At 73.3% G+C, this 20,085-nt stretch carries 16 protein-coding genes; 5 read left to right on the forward strand and 11 right to left on the reverse strand.

Annotated features, from left to right (window positions below; translation table 11 throughout):
• Nucleotides 1-16: 16 nt before the first annotated feature.
• A complete protein-coding gene (gene pgfA, locus FJQ56_RS12950) occupies nt 17-955 on the reverse strand; it encodes a cell envelope lipid trafficking protein PgfA (protein WP_170215398.1) in 939 nt (312 codons plus the stop codon).
• Between the two features lie 116 nt (nt 956-1,071).
• On the reverse strand, nt 1,072-1,827 hold the full coding sequence (locus FJQ56_RS12955) for a class I SAM-dependent methyltransferase (protein WP_140009994.1): 756 nt from the start codon (nt 1,825-1,827) through the stop codon (nt 1,072-1,074).
• A 36-nt stretch (nt 1,828-1,863) separates the two neighbouring features.
• On the opposite strand from FJQ56_RS12955, the gene FJQ56_RS12960 reads away from it, so the two are divergent.
• The gene (locus FJQ56_RS12960; RefSeq protein WP_140009995.1) at nt 1,864-3,027 is read left to right on the forward strand and encodes a glycosyltransferase family 4 protein; all 1,164 of its coding nucleotides are present in this window, start codon (nt 1,864-1,866) and stop codon (nt 3,025-3,027) included.
• 31 nt (nt 3,028-3,058) lie between these two features.
• On the opposite strand, the gene FJQ56_RS22185 is transcribed toward FJQ56_RS12960, so the two are convergent.
• Nucleotides 3,059-3,214 carry a hypothetical protein gene (locus FJQ56_RS22185; RefSeq protein ID WP_170215399.1) on the reverse strand — a complete coding sequence of 52 codons (156 nt, stop codon included), beginning with the start codon at nt 3,212-3,214 and terminating at the stop codon, nt 3,059-3,061.
• Nucleotides 3,215-3,280: 66 nt separating this feature from the next.
• On the reverse strand, nt 3,281-4,975 hold the full coding sequence (locus FJQ56_RS12965) for an MmpA family trehalose lipid delivery protein (protein WP_140009996.1): 1,695 nt from the start codon (nt 4,973-4,975) through the stop codon (nt 3,281-3,283).
• A 60-nt stretch (nt 4,976-5,035) separates the two neighbouring features.
• Between FJQ56_RS12965 and FJQ56_RS12970 the strand changes: the two genes are divergently transcribed.
• On the forward strand, nt 5,036-6,271 hold the full coding sequence (locus FJQ56_RS12970; RefSeq protein ID WP_246084140.1) for a lipopolysaccharide biosynthesis protein: 1,236 nt from the start codon (nt 5,036-5,038) through the stop codon (nt 6,269-6,271).
• Nucleotides 6,272-6,298: 27 nt separating this feature from the next.
• Here the strand turns inward: FJQ56_RS12970 and FJQ56_RS12975 are convergent, their stop codons facing one another.
• Together FJQ56_RS12975 and FJQ56_RS12980 are read right to left on the reverse strand one after the other, a co-directional pair.
• Nucleotides 6,299-8,119, reverse strand: a complete 1,821-nt coding sequence (locus FJQ56_RS12975; protein ID WP_140009997.1) for a hypothetical protein — start codon at nt 8,117-8,119, stop codon at nt 6,299-6,301.
• Nucleotides 8,112-12,110 (reverse strand): alpha-(1->3)-arabinofuranosyltransferase domain-containing protein, encoded by a 3,999-nt coding sequence (locus tag FJQ56_RS12980; protein WP_140009998.1) that lies wholly within the window; start codon nt 12,108-12,110, stop codon nt 8,112-8,114. Before FJQ56_RS12980 ends, FJQ56_RS12975 begins: the two co-directional genes overlap by 8 nt.
• A gap of 174 nt (nt 12,111-12,284) precedes the next feature.
• Between FJQ56_RS12980 and FJQ56_RS12985 the strand changes: the two genes are divergently transcribed.
• Nucleotides 12,285-13,037, forward strand: coding sequence for a class I SAM-dependent methyltransferase (locus FJQ56_RS12985; RefSeq protein WP_211350999.1), 753 nt, complete (start codon nt 12,285-12,287; stop codon nt 13,035-13,037).
• Between the two features lie 34 nt (nt 13,038-13,071).
• On the opposite strand, the gene FJQ56_RS12990 is transcribed toward FJQ56_RS12985, so the two are convergent.
• Nucleotides 13,072-14,076, reverse strand: coding sequence for a hypothetical protein (locus FJQ56_RS12990; RefSeq protein WP_140009999.1), 1,005 nt, complete (start codon nt 14,074-14,076; stop codon nt 13,072-13,074).
• A 145-nt stretch (nt 14,077-14,221) separates the two neighbouring features.
• Between FJQ56_RS12990 and FJQ56_RS12995 the strand changes: the two genes are divergently transcribed.
• Nucleotides 14,222-15,109: a decaprenyl-phosphate phosphoribosyltransferase gene (locus tag FJQ56_RS12995; RefSeq protein WP_140010000.1), complete on the forward strand. Its 888-nt coding sequence runs from the start codon at nt 14,222-14,224 to the stop codon at nt 15,107-15,109.
• A 35-nt stretch (nt 15,110-15,144) separates the two neighbouring features.
• On the opposite strand, the gene FJQ56_RS13000 is transcribed toward FJQ56_RS12995, so the two are convergent.
• Genes FJQ56_RS13000 through FJQ56_RS13015 form a run of 4 tightly spaced genes read right to left on the reverse strand, consistent with a single transcriptional unit; the run spans nt 15,145 to nt 18,948 of the window.
• Nucleotides 15,145-16,173 carry an NAD-dependent epimerase/dehydratase family protein gene (locus FJQ56_RS13000; protein WP_140010001.1) on the reverse strand — a complete coding sequence of 343 codons (1,029 nt, stop codon included), beginning with the start codon at nt 16,171-16,173 and terminating at the stop codon, nt 15,145-15,147.
• A complete protein-coding gene (locus FJQ56_RS13005; protein WP_170215400.1) occupies nt 16,173-17,222 on the reverse strand; it encodes an NAD-dependent epimerase/dehydratase family protein in 1,050 nt (349 codons plus the stop codon). Before FJQ56_RS13005 ends, FJQ56_RS13000 begins: the two co-directional genes overlap by 1 nt.
• 2 nt (nt 17,223-17,224) lie before the next feature.
• Nucleotides 17,225-18,622, reverse strand: a complete 1,398-nt coding sequence (locus FJQ56_RS13010; protein WP_140010003.1) for a GMC family oxidoreductase N-terminal domain-containing protein — start codon at nt 18,620-18,622, stop codon at nt 17,225-17,227.
• Nucleotides 18,619-18,948, reverse strand: a complete 330-nt coding sequence (locus FJQ56_RS13015) for a hypothetical protein (RefSeq protein WP_140010004.1) — start codon at nt 18,946-18,948, stop codon at nt 18,619-18,621. Before FJQ56_RS13015 ends, FJQ56_RS13010 begins: the two co-directional genes overlap by 4 nt.
• Nucleotides 18,949-19,011: 63 nt before the next feature.
• Here FJQ56_RS13015 and FJQ56_RS13020 point away from each other — a divergent pair, with 63 nt between their 5' ends.
• A complete protein-coding gene (locus FJQ56_RS13020) occupies nt 19,012-20,040 on the forward strand; it encodes an Atu2307/SP_0267 family LLM class monooxygenase (protein ID WP_140010005.1) in 1,029 nt (342 codons plus the stop codon).
• Nucleotides 20,041-20,085: the final 45 nt, after the last annotated feature.

Below are 20,085 nucleotides of genomic sequence, written 5' to 3' on the forward strand. Positions count from 1 at the left end.
CGTCACCCCAGACCCGTCAGTGCCGCGGGCTCTCGGTGCCGTCGGCGAAGACGTCGTCGGTCGTGGTGTCGTCGGGGCGTCGTCGTCCCTCGCGCAGGACGAGCAGGATGCCCCCGACGATGGCCAGCAGACCGCCGGCGATCCCGACGATCGGGATCCACGTGGTGACCAGCTTCAGCGAGCGCTGGTTGTCCTTGGCGTCGTCGACGTTGGTGCGCTGCTGCTGCTCGGTGAACTCCAGCTTGAGGTCGAGGGCCTGCGTCCCGGAGTCGAGGAAGCGCGTCTGGACGTCGGTCTGGTTGATGATCGCGCCGGTGATCGGGTCGATGTAGAGCTCCTTGGAGCTGTTGTAGGTGCCCGGCACCCCCTCGGCGACCTCGATCGGCGCGTTCTCGATGACGACCTTGTAGACGTAGGTCTTCATGCCCTGGACGTCCTCCTCGCGCTGGAAGACCGCGTCGTAGGCCTTGCCGGCCGTGCCGTCCCAGTAGGGGTAGGTCTTCTTCTTGGCGTCGAAGGGCCACTTGTTCTGCAGGCCCGTGGCCTGCTCGGTGCCCGCGGGCACGTAGCGGCCGTTGGGGACGGTCAGCGCCGTGGTGCGGTCGGTGGCGAAGAGATCGGTGCTCGCGTTGAGCAGGCGCGGGTCGTCGGCGTCGACGCAGTCGGGGACGTCGCCCTCGTCCTTCATCAGGCACGAGGTACTGACGAACACCGCCACGTCGTCGTCGGAGGCCTCGGTGTCGACCTTGGTGATGCTCGAGGCGACGACGGGGCCGACCGTGATCTCGCCGGTGCTGGCGTCGACCTTGCCGCCCTGGCCCGACAGGTGGGTGACCGAGTCGACGTCGACCGGTGTCTTCTTGACGACCCCGGGGGCCCAGATGGCGGCGACCAGGCCCGCCACGAGCAGGAATCCTCCGAGCGCGATCAGCAATCGCCCAACAATGGTGCGCACCTTGTGTCTCCTCCCGCGTCCCCTCCGGACGACGCCGAACCGTAACGCATGGACGCCCAACCTTTTTCGGGCACTCCACCCTTCGTCGGTGATCTCGACCACACCGGCCGGGTCTGCTAGTGCCGGCGCAGAACGATCGCGAGGTTCCAGGTGACGACCTCGCGCACCAGGGGCACCCGCAGCAACCACCACGACCACGCCGGGTTGTAGCGCGGCACGATCGCCACGACCTCGGCGTCCTGCTGCTCGCCCGCCCAGCGCAGCGCCTGGGCCACCGTGACCTTGAACAGCGACTCGCCGAACCGGTTCTTCGGCTCCCGGCCGTGGGTACGCCGGTAGCGGGCGCGGGCGCGCCGACCGCCCAGGAAGTGCCACGGCGCGGTCTCGTGGCCACCCCACGGTCCGAACCAGACGGTGTAGCTGAGGAAGACGGTGCCGCCCGGGCGCGTCACCCGGAGCATCTCCTGGGCCATCAGCCAGGGGTCGGACACGTGCTCGAGCACGTTGGAGGAGTAGCAGACGTCGAGGCTCCCGTCGCGGAACGGCAGCGCCATGCCGCTGCCGAGCACGGTGCCGGGCGGCATCTCCCCGAGCCCGGACAGCTCCCCCACGTCGGCGTCGAGCGCGACGTAACGCGCGCCGGCCGCGGTGAAGGCGTCGCGGAAGTAGCCCGGGCCCCCGCCCACGTCGAGCAGCAGGGATCCGGTGAGGTCGACGTACGTGCTGAGCTGCTCGACCGAGTCGCGGGCCAGCGCGGTGTAGAAGCGCGGCGGGTCGGGCTGCTCGTAGCGGAACGCCCGCAGCAGGGCGACCGAGCGCCGCAGCGTCGCCCGCTTCCTGGCCGCCGACGCGCCACGCCCGGGAGGATTCACGCCGGCAGCCTAGTCAGGTGCCCTACGGTGTCGCAGGTGCAGCACCAGCTAGACGGCCTGAGCGGCAAGCACGTGGTGTTCCTCAGCTGGCGCGACACCCGCAACCCCGAGGGCGGCGGCGCCGAGCTCTACCTCGAGCGGGTCGCCACCGGCCTGGCCGCGGCGGGCTGCCGCGTCACCATCCTGTGCGCCGCCCACGCCGCCGCTCCGCCCGACGAGGTCGTCGACGGCGTGCGCTACGTGCGTCGCGGGTCCAAGATCACGGTCTACCTACGGGGCATGGCGGCCCTGCTGCGGCACCGGTTCGGCCACGTCGACGTCGTGGTCGACGTCCAGAACGGGCTGCCGTTCTTCTCCCGCCTGGTCACCCGGGCCCCGGTCGTGGTCCTCGTGCACCACGTGCACCGCGAGCAGTGGGGCGTGCTGTTCGGGCCGGTGATGGCCCGGGTCGGCTGGTGGATCGAGCGCCGCTTCGCCCCGTGGCTCTACCGCCGCTGCCAGTACGTCGCGGTGTCGCGGGCGACCCGGGCCGAGCTGCAGGAGCTCGGGGTCGACCGGGCCCGGATCGCGATCGTCCACAACGGCTCGGACCGCGTGATCCGGGTCGACGAGAGCAAGGCCGAGCGGCCCACGGTCGCCGTGGTCGGTCGACTGGTCCCCCACAAGCAGGTCGAGCACGCCATCGACGCCGTGGTCGCCCTGCGCGACCGGCACCCCGGGATCTGCCTGCAGGTCGTGGGCGACGGCTGGTGGGAGGCCAACCTGAAACAGTACGCCGTCGAGGCCGGCGCCGAGGACCTCGTCTCGTTCCTGGGTCACGTCGACGAGCAGCGCAAGCACGAGATCTACGCCCGGGCGTGGGTGCTCGCACTGCCCTCGATCAAGGAGGGCTGGGGCCTGGTGATCGGCGAGGCGGCCATGCACGCGACGCCGACGGTGGCCTACTCGTCGGCCGGCGGCACGCGCGAGTCGGTGCGCACCGGGGTGACCGGGATCCTGGTCGAGGACCAGGCCGGGTTCACCGCCGCGATCGACGAGCTGCTCGGCGACGACGCGCTGCGGTCACGGCTGGGGGCCGCAGCCCTCGCGATGAGCCACTCCTACACGTGGGAGCACGCCCAGGAGTCGTTCGGCGTGGTGCTCCTCGCCGCGATGGAGGGACGCCGCATCGACACTCAGGACCCCGACGAGGGGTCCTGAGTGGTCGGGGCCGACTGGCCGGTGGTGGCTGCTACTCGCCGTACTGGACGACGGGGTTGGCCACGCTCACCGGGGACTTGTCCGGTGCACCGGTCTGGCTGCTGACGAGACCGACGATGCCGGCAGCACCGACGGCGCCACCCACGACGATCGTTGCGATCAGTGTTGCAATGCTGCTGATACCCACGGACTGCCTCCCTTGTCTCAGCAGACCGTATCAGCGAGATCCGTCGGCGCCACCCTTTCGGCCGTTTCACCTCGCCCGTGTCCGGCGGACGACCGCGAGCCAGCCGCCGACGACCAGGCACCCGACGTACGCCGCCCACGCGGCGCCCATCGCGACGTACCACCCGGTGCGTCGGTCGACCGGGGCCGGGTCGGCCAGCTCGACCACGACCAGGTCGCCGTCGAGGAGCCGTCGACCGGCCACCTCGGGCGCGGGGCCGGCTGCGGTCGTGTCGGTCACCACGACGCCCACCCCGAGCGCGGCGAGCGCCGCCGCGCGAGCCTTCGGAGTCGCCCGGTCGAGGGCGGCGCGCACCTGCGTCACGCGCGGGTCCTCCCCCGGCAGCGTCACGCCGGCGACGACGAGCTCGTCGCTGGCGACGTAGTCGCGCGGCAGGTAGCGCCAGACCGGGTCGAGCACCTTGCGGTCCGCGTTCCAGGACGGTCGGCGGTAGCTCGACAGGGGCAGGCTCACCAGGTCACCGCCCGCGGTCGCCTCCCGCGCCAGGGTGGTGCGTGCCGCGACGTAGGAGTCGGGGTAGTCGACGGCGCCGATGCTGCCGCCCGCCCCCAGCAGGGCACCGGGGAGCAGGACCGCCGGCAGCACGACCAGGACCGGGGTGAAGACCCGGCGCGAGCCGGGGTCCGGGGCGATCAGCCGGACCCCCGGCTCCAGGCCGTGGGCCACGAGCGACACGAGCAGGGGGCCGCAGAGCACCAGGCTCCGCGCGCCGTCGCGGAACAGCCCGGCGCCCGGGACCGTGCTGAACAGCCACCCGGCGGCATCCGGGGCGAGCCAGGTCGCGACCGCCAGCAGGTAGCCGGTCCCCCACAGCGCCAGCAGCGCGACCGCCTCGCGCCGCTCGGTGCGCTGCCACCAGCGCCGTGCCCCGGCGGCCGCCAGGGCGAGGAGCACCACGGTGGCGATCCAGCCCAGCAGCCCCGCCCGGGAGTCGGGCACCACCTCGGAGTTCCAGATCCCGCCCAGGGTCAGCGCCGCCACCGGGGCCGGGATGCTGCCCTCCCCGGACAGGGCGAAGGCCTGCGCCCCGGCCCCGGCCGTCGTCGCGTTGCCGGCGTGCAGCAGTCCGGCCACGAACCAGGGGGCGTTGGCCGCCACGGCCAGGGCCACCACCGCCAGCGCCTGCGCCGGTCGTCGGGTCACCCCGGCCAGCACCAGCGCCAGCCCGGCCGCCACCCCGGCGCTGGCGCTCAGCGAGGCCAGCGGCAGCAGCAGGCACAGGGCCAGCGGGGCCCGGCCGCTGCGCACCCAGGTGCGTGCGGACACGATGATCCAAGGCAGGGCGGCGTACCCGATCAGCACGGGCCAGTGCCCGATGTGCAGCCGCTCGAGCACCAGCGGGTTCCACTGGAAGACCGTGACGGCCAGCAGCCGTCCCGACAGCGGCAGGTCACGGAGCAGGCGCGCGGCTCCCGTGCCGGCACCGACCAGGGCGCCGAGGAGCACCAGCTTCTGCAGCAGCTCGCCCGGCACCACCTCGTCGAGCAGCGCCACCACGGCGTCGCTGGGGACCGCGCGCGGCAGGCTGCTGCCGACCCCCAGGAAGTCGGCGCGCAAGGCCAGGTCGGGCACCCACACCATGTCGTAGGTGAGCACGAACCCTCGGGCCAGCGCCGGCCCGAGCATCAGCACCGCGAGGACGACCGACCAGAGGATCACCCACCCGTCGACCCGGGCGCTCTCCCGCAGGTGTCTGACCACGAGCGCGATCCAACCACGGGTTGCCAGCCCGGGCTGGTGCGACATGGCTAAGGTCCGTCCGTGGCAACGACGGCGCAGGACGCGAGCAGCACCGGGCTGCGCGGCAGCGGTGGCCTGGCGATCGCGATGCTGGTCACCAACGTCGCCACCTACGGATTCCAGGTCGTCTCGGCGCGGCTGCTCGGCCCCGTCGAGTACGGCGCGGTGGCCGGCCTGATGGCCTTCCTGCTCGTCCTGTCGGTGCTGCAGCTGGGCACCCAGGCGACCGCGGCCCGGCGGATCGCTGCGGACGCCGGTCACGTCGCCGTCGTCGAGCGCTCCGTCCTGCGGTTGTCGTACCTGGTCGGTGCCGCGCTGACCCTCGTCGTGCTCGCCGCGAGCCCGGCGGTGGTCCACCTGCTGCGGCTCGACAGCCCCTGGCCGGCGATCCTGGTCGCCCTGTCGGTTGCTCCCCTCACCATCATGGGCGGGCAGGCCGGGGTGCTGCAGGGCGAGCGACGCTGGCGCGCACTGGGCCTGGTCTACCTCGCGATGGGCGTCGCGCGGCTGGTCGTCGGCTGCCTGTGCATCGTGGTCAGCCCCACCGAGACCGGTGCCATGGTCGGGGTCTTCCTCGGTCTCCTCGCCCCGGTCGCCGTCGGGTGGCTCGCCCTGCGCCGCCCCCGCGCCCCGGTCGACGACGGCATCGAGGTCCCGACCCGTCCGATCCTCGCCGAGATCGGCACCAGCTCGGTGGTGCTGCTGGCGTTCTTCGTGCTGTCCAACCTCGACATCCTCCTCGCCCGACGCACCCTCGACGAGCACACGGCGGGCCTGTACGCCGGCGGCCTCATCGTCGCCAAGGCGGTGCTCTTCCTGCCTCAGTTCGTGGTGATCGTGCTGTTCCCCTCGATGTCCGACCACGCCTCACGCCGCTCCGCCCTCGTGCGCGGGCTGCTCGTGCTGGCCGGCACCGGCGTGGCGTGCACCCTGGGCGCCTACCTGCTGAGCCCGATCGCCCTGGTGTTCGTCGGCGGCGAGGAGTACGCCGAGGTCGAGGACCGGCTGTGGCTCTTCGCGCTCGTCGGCATCCTGCTGGCGACCCTCCAGCTGCTGGTCTACTCGGCGCTGGGACGCCAGAGCCACCGCTCGACGTACCTGATCTGGGTGGGCGTCGTGGCGATCGTCGGGGCCGGCCTGCTCGCCGGGAGCCTCACCGGTCTCGCCCTGGCGGTCGCCGGGGTCGACGTCGTCCTGGTCGTCGTGCTGACGGTGCTGGCGCTGCGCGACGTCAACCGCGCCGAGGCCGCGGTCTGAGGCCCAGCCTCGGGCTCGGACTCGGACTCAGCCCCGCGGCACCGGGAAGCCGACCTGGACCGAGACCACGCAGACGGTGCCGGCGGCCTCCTCGTCGTCGTCCTGGTTGAGAGTCATCCGCAGCGAGTCGAGGGTCCCGCCGACCACCATGTCGACGACGTTGAGGTCCTTGCGCAGCGGCACCATCTGCTCGACGCCACCGGCGGCGACCGTCATCGTGCCCTCGGCGGCGGTGTAGTAGCCGATGCGGGCGACCATCCGGTCGCCGGTGATCGGCTGGTCCAGGTCGACGGTGGCCCCGCTCCGGGTGACCGGGTGCACGCACTCCTTGTCGTCGGAGGGCTCGTCGGCGACCGGCGCCAGCAGGTCGATGGGGCGCAGGTCGCCCTGGGCGTCGACCATCCGCATGGCGTAGCTCGGCAGGTCGAAGACCGGGCTCTCGGGCGCGATGCCGACCATCGTCGACACACGCGCGTCGTCGCCGAACCAGCCGATCATGACGTCGTCGGGAGTCGGACCGTCGTAGACGACCACGTCGGGCTGGGCCCGCAGACCCGCCCGCAGGGTCTCGACGTAGCGCCGGTCGGCCCCGTTGTAGGAGTACGACGCGACCGAGGCCGTCGTGACGGCCGCGGAGGTGAGGTAGACGGCCGCGACCCCGCACGCGACGACCGCGGCCGGGACCCGCCTCGACCAGCGGCGCCGGCCGGGGACGGTCTCGGGTCGTGGCGCCGCGAGCACCGCGCGGACGACCAGGGCCAGGGCGAGCGGCAGGACGGGGACGATGTCGGCGGCGTAGCGCGGGATCAGGCCGAAGACCGAGCCCATCGACGTACGGCCGGCGAACAGCACGGCGACGTCGACCAGGGAGTAGCCGAGCAGCAGGAGCCAGCCCCACGCGGCCGCCGGCGCCAGACGCAGCGACCAGAGCACCGCCGCGACGACGACCAGCCAGGCGACGACCACGGCGTAGCCCGGCGGCACCAGCAGGGAGTCGCCCAGCACGGCGGGGTCCCAGGGTCCGCCCACGAAGCCTGGCACGGCGTTGCGGCCCACGAAGTTGCCGACCAGCTCGGCGGCGCCTCCGGTGGAGCCCGCCGACGTGGCCTGGATCGGGGCGAGGGACCGGTGCAGCAGGACGTAGCCCACGAGCAGCACCGCCATCGGCGCCCACAGCGGCAGGAGCCGCGACCGCAGGGCGTCGAGGATCGCCCGGGGCCCGCGCACCGGTGACCACGCGCAGGCGATGAGTCCCAGCACGATCGGGAACATCGCCGCCCGCTCCTGGAAGAGCAGCCCCACCACGGTCGCGGCGAGCACCACGGGCAGTGCCCACCGACGAGCCTCCTGCAGGTGCACGAGGAGCGCCCAGACGGCGACCAGCAGGCAGATGCTGATCGGCAGGAACTGGATCGCGACGGCCCACCACTGGGTCGGCCACAGGGCCAGGGGGCAGGTGAGACCCGCGGCGAGGAGGGGCACGCGCGCCCACGAGCCGGGCAGCATCCGGCTGAGCACGAGCCACAGGAGCACGGCCGCCACGGCCTGCATGACCAGGACCTCGACCACCACGACGCCCCAGTCGAGCGGTGCGTAGTGGGCGTGGGCCCAGGCGAACAGGAAGCCACCGGGGAAGAAGTGCCCCGAGTAGTCCTGGGTCAGCATCGACACGCTCAGCGGCTCGGCACCGCGGCGCAGCATCAGGAAGTCGTCCTGGGTGAAGAAGCCGCGATCGAGCAGGATGCCGCGCCAGGCGCCCTGGACGACGATGAGCACGACGGCGACCAGGCCGGCCCAGGACCGCCACGGCCCGGCGAGGGTCTTCCACGTCGACGGTGACTCAGGCATCGATCGGCTCCTGCTCGGCTGCGGTGGCGCGGGAGCCGCCACCGATGGTCAGTGCGGTGGCGAACAGGCCCATGCCCACCCCGGCCAGGGCGTCGCACGCCACGGGGGGAAGCCCGTCGGTGCCGAACGCCACCAGGCCCGCGGCGACCCCCGCCGCGGCGATCAGGACCGCACCGAGCGCGGGCGGGTCGACCAGGCGGCGCGACCCGAGGACCCCGGCCAGGAAGCCGACGGCGAGGGCGGGCCCACCGACGGCCAGGGCGACCACCACGGCCACCGCGCTCCAGCGGGGTCGCCACCGGGGGACGACGCGTGCGGGGTCGGGCCACGACACGACCCGGGTGCGTTCGCGGCGCGTGGCCACGATCGCGCCGGCCAGCAGCAGGAGGGCGAGCACCCCGCCGAGGGCGAGCGCCAGCTGGTACCAGCGGTTGGGGCCGTAGGTCAGGGTGACCCGGCCCCCGGCGCCCTCGGGCAGCACGTAGCCCTGCTTCCACCCGTCGACCCGGATGGCCTCGAGCCGCTTGCCGTCGAGCTCGGCGACCCACCCGTCGTTGACGTTCTCGGGCACCAGCAGGAGCGACCTCTCCCCCGGACCGACGTCGACGCTGCGCGCGTTGGAGGTCCAGCTCTCGACCTCGACCGTACGCCGGGTCGGTGCCGCATCGGTCCTGTCGGCTGCAGCGGCGCCGTCCGGGCGCAGGGTGAGCTCGCTGGGGGCGAACTGGTCGGTGGAGCTGATCTTGACCTCGTGGGTGCCGGCGCCGATCCGGATCGGCCCGTCGCAGGACTTCAACGGCATGGGGGTCCCGTCGATCACCTGCCCGAGCGTGCCGGTCACCGCCGTGGGATACGTCCGCCCGTCGATCTCGAGCTCGGGTCCCAGGCCGCAGATCGCCCCGGTGGGCAGGTCGCGATCGAGCCGGTAGCGCAGGTCGTCGAGACCGTCGACCCCGAGCTCGGCGACCCCGATGGGGGCATCGGTGCCCGCAGGCGGCGGGTCGAACTGGATGCGGAGCTGGCGGGTCCTGATCGGGTCGAACTCGGCGCGGCCGGTGACGTCGAAGTCGACCCGGCGTCGGGTCGACCCCGACGAGATCCAGGCGCCGGTCGGGGCGACCGCGGTGCCCCGCGGCGCGGTCACGCTCAGCGCGTCGATCGTGCGGCGCGACCCCCAGCGCAGGGACAGCGTCGGCTCCGGATCGCCGGCCGCAGCAGCCCAGAACGTGGCCGGGTCGTCGTCGTAGGCCATCTGCGGGCCGACGCCCGGCTCGCTGAGGTAGGTGGTCGAGGCCCGCACCCGGGTCCGGTCACGCAGCGGCTCCATCAGCCGCTGTCCGGCGGCCGTCGCCCGTGCCACGACCGTGCCCTCGAAGTCCCACGACCCGGCCTGGTGCACGGTGACCTCCCGCACCATCCCGGACTCCTCCTCGGAGGGCCGAGCGTTGGCCAGCAGGCCGCAGCTGGTGCCGAGCCCGCTGTCGACGCAGCCGCGCCGGTGGGGTCGCGCGCGCAGCACGAAGGTGGTGCCGGCGCCGGCGCCGACGTCGGGGACGACCAGCCGGCGCTCGACCTCGAGCCCGGGGAAGGAGATGTCGCGTACGGCGACGACCCCCTCGGCGCCGGCGGTCCTGGTCACCTCGACCCGGACCGAGTCGTAGGCGCCGGTCAGCGGGATCTGCACGGTGCCCACGTCGGGATCGACGGCGCGGGTGACCACCTCGTCGCCCGCGGTCACCTTGACCTCGCGCACGGGCACCCCGGTGACGCCGTCGACGCCGAGGGTGAGCGTGACGCTCGGGTAGGACACCTGCTTGCCGAAGCGGACCTCCACCCACTGCCCGACGGGATCGGTCAGCGGCGAGGACTGCCAGTAGGTCGAGTCGAGACCGTCGATCGCGGCGTACGGGCCGAGCTCGGGCCGCACCGGGCCGAAGGTGTCGAAGTAGCCCCCCGAGGACGAGGCGACCACGGAGGCGATGCCCCGATAGCTCGCCACGACCCGCTGGCTGGCCTCGGGCCCCGGGTAGTCGTTGGCGCTGCGCGCCGACCGGAAGCTCTCGCCCTTCGTCATGACCTGGCCGACGGCGTCCTCGAGCCGGCCGAAGGCCCGCTCGCGCTTGCGGTAGCCGTCGCCCACGACGTCGGGCACCGTGGGCTTCCAGTTCTTCTCGCCCTCCATCACGACCGGGGTGTCGGGGCCCAGCGCCCCCGCCTCCATCGCGGTGATCACGTCCTCCGGCCCACCGGCCAGGGTCTCGACGTCGGACATCGCGACCGCCTCGACCTGCGGCACGTCACGATCGACCTTCAGGATCGTGATCATCGCCTGCTGACCGAAGCCCGATCGGCCGAAGGACGCGACCTCGCTCAGGCCGGGGCTGCGCTGGAGCGCGAGGTCGACGCGGGCCGGGTCGGGGGCGCCGCTGGCGTAGAGGTCGAGGTCGCGGCGGACCACGACGTACTCGACGCCGGCCCGGGCGAGCACGTCGGCCAGGACCGGTGAGCCCTGCCCGTCGGAGATCCGTTCCTGGATCGCGTCGAGGAACCGGATCGTGCTCCCGGGGGTGAGCGGGACCTGGCTGCGCGTGGCCCACGGGGTCGTCGCGAGCCCCTGCATGGGCTCGTCGATCGTCCAGCCCCACCACTGCTGACCGAACCCGGACCCCGGCAGGACCAGGGCGGACCCGGTGCCGTCGACGTCGGCGAGGTAGTCGGTGGCCTCCTGCCAGGCGTCGGGGACCTCGGTCCATCCGGGCTTGCGCAGGTCGCTGCTCCACAGTGGCTGGGCCGCCACCAGCAGCAGCACGACGACGCCCGAGGCCGCCAGGGTCCGCAGGCCGGAGCGGCTGACCCCGGCTGCGACCTTGGGGAACAGCCGGGTGGCCGCGTGGGCGAGGCCGAGCGCCAGGGGCAGGCGCAGCAACGGGTCGACCTTGTGGACGTTGCGCAGCATCGAGAACGGGCCGTCGAGCAGGAACTGGAACTGATCGTGCAGCGGGGAGGCCAGGACTCCCCCGCGCGAGACGGTCAGGCACACCGCACCGACCAGCAGGCTCGAGATCAGCGGGGCGCGCAGCGGCAGGTCGCGCCGGGTGAGGCCGTAGAACCCCAGGGCCGCGACCACCGCGGTCACGATAATGAGCAGGGGCGCGGTCGCGAGCGTGTAGGCCCCGGGCCACCACGGCTGCCCGCCGACGTAGACGAACGAGAGCCAGTGGTCGGCGCCGCGCGTCACGTTGGTCCAGCCGAGCGGTTGGACGACGGCGGTCGAGGTCTCGATGTAGTCGAGGAACGGCGGGCTGAACCGGCCGAGCACCAGCAGCGGCAGCATCCACCAGGCGCACGCGACGGCGGTCGCACCGGCCCACCAGCGGGCCAGTCGGGCGCCGCCCGGCCGGCGTACGGTGGACAGGACGACGAACAGCGGGAGCGGCAGCGCGGCGAGGTTCTCGACGGCGTTGACGCCGCCCAGGCAGAGGACGGCGACACCGGACCACAGGGCGCCGGCGCGCGGGCCGATCCGGCCCTGCTGGGCGAGCACGATCGGGAGCACCACCCACGGCAGCACCGCGGTGGGCAGCACCTCCGCGCTGAGCACCCCGGCGAGCCCGAGGAGCCGGGGCGCGACCGCGAACGCGAGCCCGCCGAACCAGGCGGCCCAGGGCGAGGCCTCGGGGCTCATCGCCCGGTAGAGACGACGGCACCCCTCGAACGCCACGACGAGCAGCAGCCCGCTCCACAGCCGCTGGACGACCCAGTCGGGCAGACCGACGACCTCGCCCAGGAGGAAGAAGCCGCCCTGCGGGAACAGGTAGCCGTAGGCCTGGTTCTGCAGCTCGCCGAACGAGGAGTTCTGGTTCCACAGAGACAGGCTGCGCTCCAGGAAACGGCCAGGGTCGGCCGTGAGGTCGAACTTGGTGTCGAACGTCGTCGTGCCCAGGCGCTGCAGGAACGACATCGCCAGGAACCAGAACCAGGTCAGCGGCACGGCCCACCACGCGAGCCCGCGATCGCGTAGCCCACCCAGCTCCAGGCGTCCTGGACGCGCGATCTTGATCGTGGACTCCCCTCGTGCTGTCGGTTCGAAGTAACCGCCAGGTAACCTGCCCGCTGTGATCCTAAGGCGTCGTCTCCACGACGGACCCGCACCTCGACCCGAGCCGTGCACCAGCACCGCGACCGCTGCGGCGGACGTCCGGTGACGGCGGCGGACGACGAGCGGTTCGAGCGCCTGTGGGAGGTGGCCGACCAGATCCCCGGCTGGCTCACCCGCGCACAGGGCCGACTCCTCTACGACGAGTCCCGTCGACTCCCCGTCGGGGCCACGATGCTCGAGATCGGCAGCCACCAGGGCCGCTCCACGGTGGTCCTCGGCGGCGTCGCCCGCACGCTCGACGCCACCGTGATCGCCATGGACCCCTTCGTCGACGGGCGACTCTTCGGCGGCACGCCCACCAAGGACAAGTTCCTCGCCCACCTCGAGCAGGCCGGCGTGACCGAGGTCGTCCGACACGTCGAGGACTACTCCACCCAGGCACGACCGGGCTGGACCGAGGACCTCGACTTCCTCTACATCGACGGCAAGCACGACTTCTGGACCCTCAGCGACGACCTGCGCTGGCGCTCGTTCCTCCCGCCGGGCGCGACGATCCTGGTGCACGACGCCTACTCGTCGATCGGCGTGACCCTCGGCATCCTGGCCCGCGTCCTGTTCGCCTCCGACCTGACCTACGTCAGCCGCGAGGGCTCGATGGCGCTGTTCCGCACCACGCGCCCGCGCCTGGCCGACCGGTGGCGCATCGTGCGCGAGGTGCCGTGGTGGCTGCGCAACGTCGGCATCAAGCTCCTGCTGCGCTTCCGGCTGCGACCGATCGCGCGCCTCGTCGGGCACGACTCGCCCTACGACCCGTACTGATCCCTGCTGATCCCCTGCTGTCGCGCCGGACGGCTCAGCCGAAGAACCGGTCGGCCACCCCGGCCAGGAGCCTGGCGTGCTCGTCGGCGTCGAACTCGTGGCGGCGCGTGCGCAGCGACACCGTGGTGGTGGTCGCGGTGGACGCCAGACCCACGGCGACCGACCGCGGGCCGCTGCTGGCCGGGTACATCGCCACGGACTCCACCCCGTCGCCCTGGACCAGACCGAGGTTGCTCAGCATCGCGGTGGACCCGAGCCGGTTGCGCAGCAGCCTGACGACCAGCGGCGCGGCCCCCCTGGCGGAGGTCTCGGGGAAGTCGGGCTCGGGCCGCAGGCCCGCGATGGCCGGGCCCAGCGGCGTACGGCCGGCGCCGCCGGGGCGGGCCCGCAGTCGCAGGTAGGCCGTCTGACGATCGGGCACCGGGAGGTCGCTGGTACGCCGGGAGGCGCCGATCACGAGCACCGGCCGTCGCCGCGAGCCGGAGAAGGCGTCGTGGTGGAGGGCGAGCACGGCGCGGGCGAGGTCGACCGTGCCCCGGTCGACCCGGGGACGCGTGACGGCGGTGAGGTCCTCGAGCGCCGAGTCACGCTCGCCGGCCCCCTCGAACCGGGCCGGCGGCGAGACCACGGCCTCCCCCAGGCGGCGCACGCTCGAGGCCAGGAACCCGTGCGGCGACCTCCGGTCCCCGATGCCGCGGGCCCTGGTGCGCAGCTCACGCCCCGCGACCGACCCCGCGACGGCGAGCAGGCCGAGACCGTCGACGACCCCGTGGTGGGCGCCGACCAGGAGCCTGGTGCCGTCGCTGCTCAGCGCCAGCCGCAGCAGCGCCGAGGTCGGGCCGTACGGCGCCGCGGCCACGTCGGCGCGGACGCCGGTCCACTGGGAGTCGGCGGGCCGGGTCACCGCCGGGGCGGCACCGAGGTGGGGGTGGCCGGCGCACAGGGCGGCGGCCCGCTCCCGCAGCGTCTCGGCATCAGCGGACGCGCTCAGCGTGAGCTCGACGCAGATGCCCCAGGTGGTGGCCGGGTCGCCGTACATCCCGACGACCTCACGTGCTTCGCGGACCGAGGGGTCCAGCCGTGCACGACCTCCGCGCGGGGTCGGACGCACCACGAGCACCTCAGGCATAGTTGCGGCTGACAGGACCCTTCAACCTATCGCGAACCGAGGACCCACGGACCACATGACAGCCGCCGCCACCCGACCGGGTTCGACGACGCGTGGCCTGCTGCGCGCGATCCGGCCCCGTCAGTGGAGCAAGAACCTCCTCGTCCTCGCCGCCCCCGTGCTCTCGGGCGAGCTCGCCGAGGGCGACGTGGTCCGGCAGACGTCGATCGCGTTCGTCGCGTTCTGCTGCGCCGCCTCGGGGGTCTACCTGATCAACGACGCCGGCGACATCGAGGCCGACCGGGCCCACCCGACCAAGCGCAACCGGCCGATCGCGGCGGGCATCGTGCCGCAGCGGACGGCGTACGTCGTGGGCGTCGTCCTCAACCTCGTCGCGGTCGCCCTGGCACTGCTGGCCGGATGGGAGCTGGCCGTCGTCGTGACGACCTACCTGGTCATGTCCGCGGTCTACTCGCGGTGGCTCAAGCACGAGCCCGTCCTCGACATCGCGATCATCGCCTCGGGCTTCCTGCTCCGCGCGATCGCCGGGGGCGTGGCCTCGGGCATCGAGCTGTCGCAGTGGTTCCTGCTGAGCGCCTCGTTCGGCTCGCTGTTCATGGCCGCCGGCAAGCGGTACGCCGAGGCGGCCCTCGACGACCCGGGCCTGGTGCGCAGGTCGCTGACGAGGTACACCCCGACCTACTTGCGCTTCGTGTGGACGATGTCGGCCGGGCTGCTGATCATGACCTACGGCCTGTGGGCCTTCGAGCTGGCCGACGACGCCGACGGGTCCCCGCTCTTCGTGGCCTCCATGGCGCCCTTCGTGCTGGCCGTCATGCGCTACGCCGTCTCGATCGACGCGGGCGTGGCCGGCGAGCCCGAGGAGATCGCGCTGCGCGACCGGGTGCTGCAGGTGCTCGCCCTCGTGTGGCTGGTCCTGGTGGCCGGCGCGGTCTACCTGTAGGTCCACCTGGAGGGCTACCTGGACGGCACGGAGCCTCAGAGGACGCGCTTGGCGAGCCTCAGCAGTCCTTGCTTGGCCGAGCGACGGTGGGCCGATCCGCTGGCCTGCTCGGTGCCACGGTGCTCGAGGAACCACTCGTAGGAGCTCTGGAACATCGCGTCGGTGGACCACCGGGCGTGCCAGCCCAGCTCGTCGATCGCCGGGGTCACGTCGAACCACATCGACTTGCTGTACATGATCCAGTGGTAGGGCGCGAACGGCGTGAGGCCGAGCCGGGACGACAGCTCCATGGCCTTCGAGGTGGCCGCGACCGGCAGCGGCCGGACCCGGGCCCCGGTGCCGGCGTGGTCGCACAGGTGGCCGACGGCCTCGGCCATGGTGCCGAACTCCTCGGCGCCGATGTTGTAGACCGCCGGGCCCGGCCGGCGCGCGGCCAGCAGGCAGGCGCTGGCGAGGTCCTCGGCGTGGACGAACTGGTAGACGTTGCTGCCGTCGCCCAGCACGGGCACCCCGCGGCCGTCGGCGATCCAGTCGAAGAGTATGCCGAAGATGCCGAGCCGTCCGTGTCCCAGGATCGTGCGGGGCCGGACCACCGAGACGTCGAGGCCCCGCGTCGTCGCGGCGCGACAGAGCAGCTCGGCGTCGAGCTTGGCCTGCCCGTAGGCCTCCACCGGGCGGGGCACCGTGGCCCGGGTGACCGGGTTGGACTCGGGCACGCCGAACACGGCGCTGGACGAGGTGTGCACCACCTTGGTCACCCCGGCCCGCTCGCTCTCCTCGAGCACCACAGCGGTGCCGTGCACGTTGACCGACTCGAACAGGTCGCGGTCGCGGGCGAGCGGCACCTGGGCCACGTTGTGGAAGACCAGGTCGACCCCGGCCATCGCCCGGCGGACCTGGTCCTGGTCGCGTACGTCGGCGCGGAACAGCCGGACGTCGGAGGGGCGGTCGGTGGCGTCGACGACGTCGAGCACCCGGACCTCGAGGCCGGAGCGCAGCAGCTGCTCGACCAGGATCGAGCCGAAGTAGCCGCTGCCACCGGTCACCAGCGCGACGTCGGTCATCAGTGTGCCTTCCGGGGCGCGATCGGGACGCCCTGGGCCGCGCACCACCGCACCGAGCGGCGCATGCCCTCGGCCAGGTCGACCTGCGGCGCGTAGCCGAGCTGGTCGACCGTCGCCGAGACGTCGCAGGCGATGGTCTTGTCCATCTCGCCCAGCACGTGGATCTGCTGGTGGTAGATGCCGCGGGCCTGGAGCACGCGGTCGGCCCGCTCCGCGACCCGGCCGACGAGGGCGGGGGCCCGCAGCCGCCGTCCGCTGGTGCGGTAGCCCTCCTCGTCGAGGACGCGCTCGACGGTCGCCACGATGTCGGCCATCGTGTAGGGCTCGCGGTCGGCGACCCAGAAGGCCCGGCCCGCGGCGTCCGGGTGCTGCTCGGCGAGCGCGACGCCCTGGACCAGGTTGTCGACGTGGACCATGGAGCGGGCCTGTCGTCCATCACCGAGGACGGGGAACCGGCCGGCGGCGACCATCGCGAAGAAGGTGCTCTGCCGAGCGGGTTGGAACGGGCCGTAGAACCACGGCGGGCGAACCGCCACGGTCTCGACCCGTCCGGCGGTGGACGCCTCGAGGACGAGCTGCTCGGCCCGCATCTTCGAGGCGCCGTAGCCGAGGTAGGGCCGGTAGGGCTCGTGCTGGCGGAAGCGGTCGGTCGGGGTGGGGTTGACCCCGAAGGCCGAGTTGGACGACAGGTGCACCAGCCGGCGCACGCCGGCCTCGGCGGCCGCGGCGAGCAGGGCGCGGGTGCCGCCCACGTTGACCCGCTCGAAGTCGCTGACCCGCTCGGGGTGGATGACGCCCGCGGCGTGGACCACCGACGCCCCGGCGGCGCCGTCGAGCAGCCGGGCGACCACGGCGGGGTCGGCGACGTCGCCCACGTGCACGACGGCACGCGGCAGCACCTCGAGGATGTCGGTCACCTCGGCGGGGACCGCGGCGAGCACGCGCACCTCGCCGTCGCGGGCGACGGGACCGTGCTCGGGGCGCGGCCGGGCGATCGCGTCGAGGAAGGCGCGGCCGAACCAGCCCCCGCCTCCGGTCAGCACCGTCACCGTCATCCTCGGCCTCCCAGCAGCTGCTCGACGTTGCGGTGCGCGACCGCCATGAGGGTGCCCTGGGGGTTGATGCCCGGGGCGTCGGGCAGCAGGGACGCGTCGTTGACCCGGAGGTTGGCGACGTCGTGGACCCGGCCGAAGGAGTCGGTGGCCGTGCGCCGGCGGTTCTCCCCCATGGCCATGGTGCCGCACAGGTGCACGGTCATCACCGAGGAGCTCGCCCGGCTCATCCCCGCGACGGCGGCGGGGATCTGCCCGGGACCGGTGATCCGGGGCGCGCCGACGTACGACGGCACCTGCAGCTCGGCACCCGCGGCGTCGAGCAGGAGCATCAGGCGGCCGAGCCCGGCGCGCAGGGACGCCAGGTCGCGACCGGTGAGCGCGTAGGTGACCACCGGGTCCCGCACGCCGGGGACCACGCGCACCCGGCCCGTGCCCTGGCTGCGGATGGAGGCGTAGTAGACCGACTGCCGCCGCCAGGCCGGCTCGAGGTCGCGGTCGCGGTCCCAGGTGCCCGACAGGCCGAGCGCGATCATCCCGGGGCGCCCCGCCGACCCGCCGAAGGTCAGGTCGGGCGCGAACTCCTTGACCTGGTAGGCCGCGAGGTCGGCCGGGTCGTTGATCTCGTGGTCGAGCTGGGCCAGGACCTTGACGGTGGGGTGCATCGACAGCCCCCGACCGACGTTGCGGCGTACGCCGCTGCGCAGCAGCAGCGCCGGGGTCTGGATCGCTCCCCCGCACACGACGACGTGGTCGCCGGTGACGACCCCGCGGTCGGTGACGACGCCGGTGACCCGGCCGCGCTCGATGCGCAGCCGCTGCGCGCGTACGCCGGGGCGTATCTCGGCGCCGGCTGCGACGGCGTCGGCGAGGTAGGTGCGGAGCATGGTCTGCTTGACCAGGCCGGGGCCGGTCTCGCTGGGGCGGACCCACCGCGGCACGTCGAAGCCGTTCCAGCCGAGCGCGTCGGCGCCCCGACGAAGCACGTCGGAGGCCGGGCTCAGCGGGCCGCTCGGCGTGGTGACGGACAGCCGCTCCTCGACCGCGTCGGACCACGGCGCGAGGTCGTCGGCGCCGAGGCCCTCGATGTCGAGCTCCCGGCTCCACGCGTCGAGCACCGTCGGGTCCGGGCGGTGGTAGAGCCCGGAGTTGACCTCGCTGCCACCTCCGACGCAGGCGGCCTCGGTGTAGGCCACCGGCGGCCGGCCGAGCGCGACGGTCAGACCGCCGTGGCGGTACTGGCGGCGCATCTGCTCCAGGGAGTACGGCGGCACCTCTCCGGGCTCGACGTGGTCACCCTCCTCGAGGACGACGACGCGGAGCCCGCGCCGGGCGCACTCGCGGGCGGTGACGGCCCCGCCCGGGCCCGAGCCCACGATCACGACGTCGTAGGTCATCGCTCGTCCTCGTAGTAGACGACCAGCGCGACCCCGCGCACCAGCCGGAAGTACTCGGAGACCAGGGGCAGGCGACTGCCGGCCAGGCGGCGTACGACGCGGGCCCGGTCGTCGGGGGCCAGGCGCGAGTAGGGACGCCGCCCGAGCACGCTGGCCGCCACCGTGACGACCGCCTGTGCCGCCCCGACCCCGAGCCGGGTGCCGTCGGGCAGCGACGCGAGGTGTCGCGCGGTGGCCTCGCCGACGGCCCGGGCGTCGCGGGGCGACAGCTGGGGCAGGTCACCGGCGAGCAGGTCGCTGGTGAGGCTCGCGAGACGATCGGACACCCGGGCAGTCTCCCTCACCCGCACCACGGTTGAATCAGAGGTCCCACACCCAGGAGGACCCTGATGCACCTCGGCGTCGACAGCTTCGTCTCCACCGTGACCGACCCGACCGACGGCCGCGTGATCGGCGCGGCCGAGCGCATGGAGCACCTCCTCGAGGAGATCACGCTCGCCGACCGGGTCGGGCTCTACTCGTTCGGCATCGGCGAGCACCACCGCAGCGACTACTACGACTCGGCGCCGCAGATCATCCTCGCGGCCGCCGCAGCGCTGACCGAGCGCATCCGGCTCGGCAGCGCCGTCAAGGTCCTCAGCGCCGACGACCCGGTGCGGGTGTTCCAGCAGTTCGCGACCCTCGACCTGATCGCCAAGGGCCGCATCGACCTGGTGGTGGGCCGCGGCTCCTTCACCGAGGCCTTCCCGCTGTTCGGGCTCGACCTCTCCGACTACGACACGCTGTTCAGCGAGAAGCTCGAGCTGTTGCTGCAGATCCGCGACGGCGGCGAGATCACCTGGTCGGGCCGGCACCGGCCGCCGCTGGTGCGCCAGAGCGTGTTCCCGCGTCCGTTCCAGGACCCGCTGCCCATCTGGGTCGGCGTCGGAGGCACCCCGGAGTCGTTCGCCCGCGCCGGGCTGCTCGGCCTGCCCCTGATGATCGCGATCATCGGTGGCGAGCCGCGGCAGTTCGCACCCCACGTCGAGCTCTACCGGCGCGCCGGCGCCCAGGCCGGCCACCCGCCAGAGAAGCTCCAGGTGGGGCTCCACGTGTTCGGGTTCGTCGGCGAGACCGTGGAGTCCGCGGCCGACACCATCTATCCCGGGTGGGAGGAGATGTTCGTCAAGGTCGCTCGCGAGCGCGGCTTCGCCCGACCCAACCGGCGCCAGTTCGACGCCACCGCGGGCCCCGACGGCGCGTTCTTCCTGGGCGACCCGCAGACCGTCGCCGACAAGATCCGCCGGGTCTCCGACCAGCTCGGCGGGGTCGACCGGCTGTCGCTGCAGATGACCAACCCGCGCCTGGCCCACGCCGACCTGCTGCGCGGCATCGAGCTGCTCGGCACCGAGGTCGCCCCGTTGGTCGCTGACGTCTGACGACTGACGCAGGAGCGCAGCGACTGCGTGCAGTCGTCGATGGTG

The organism is Nocardioides plantarum (assembly GCF_006346395.1).
Taxonomy (GTDB): domain Bacteria; phylum Actinomycetota; class Actinomycetes; order Propionibacteriales; family Nocardioidaceae; genus Nocardioides; species Nocardioides plantarum.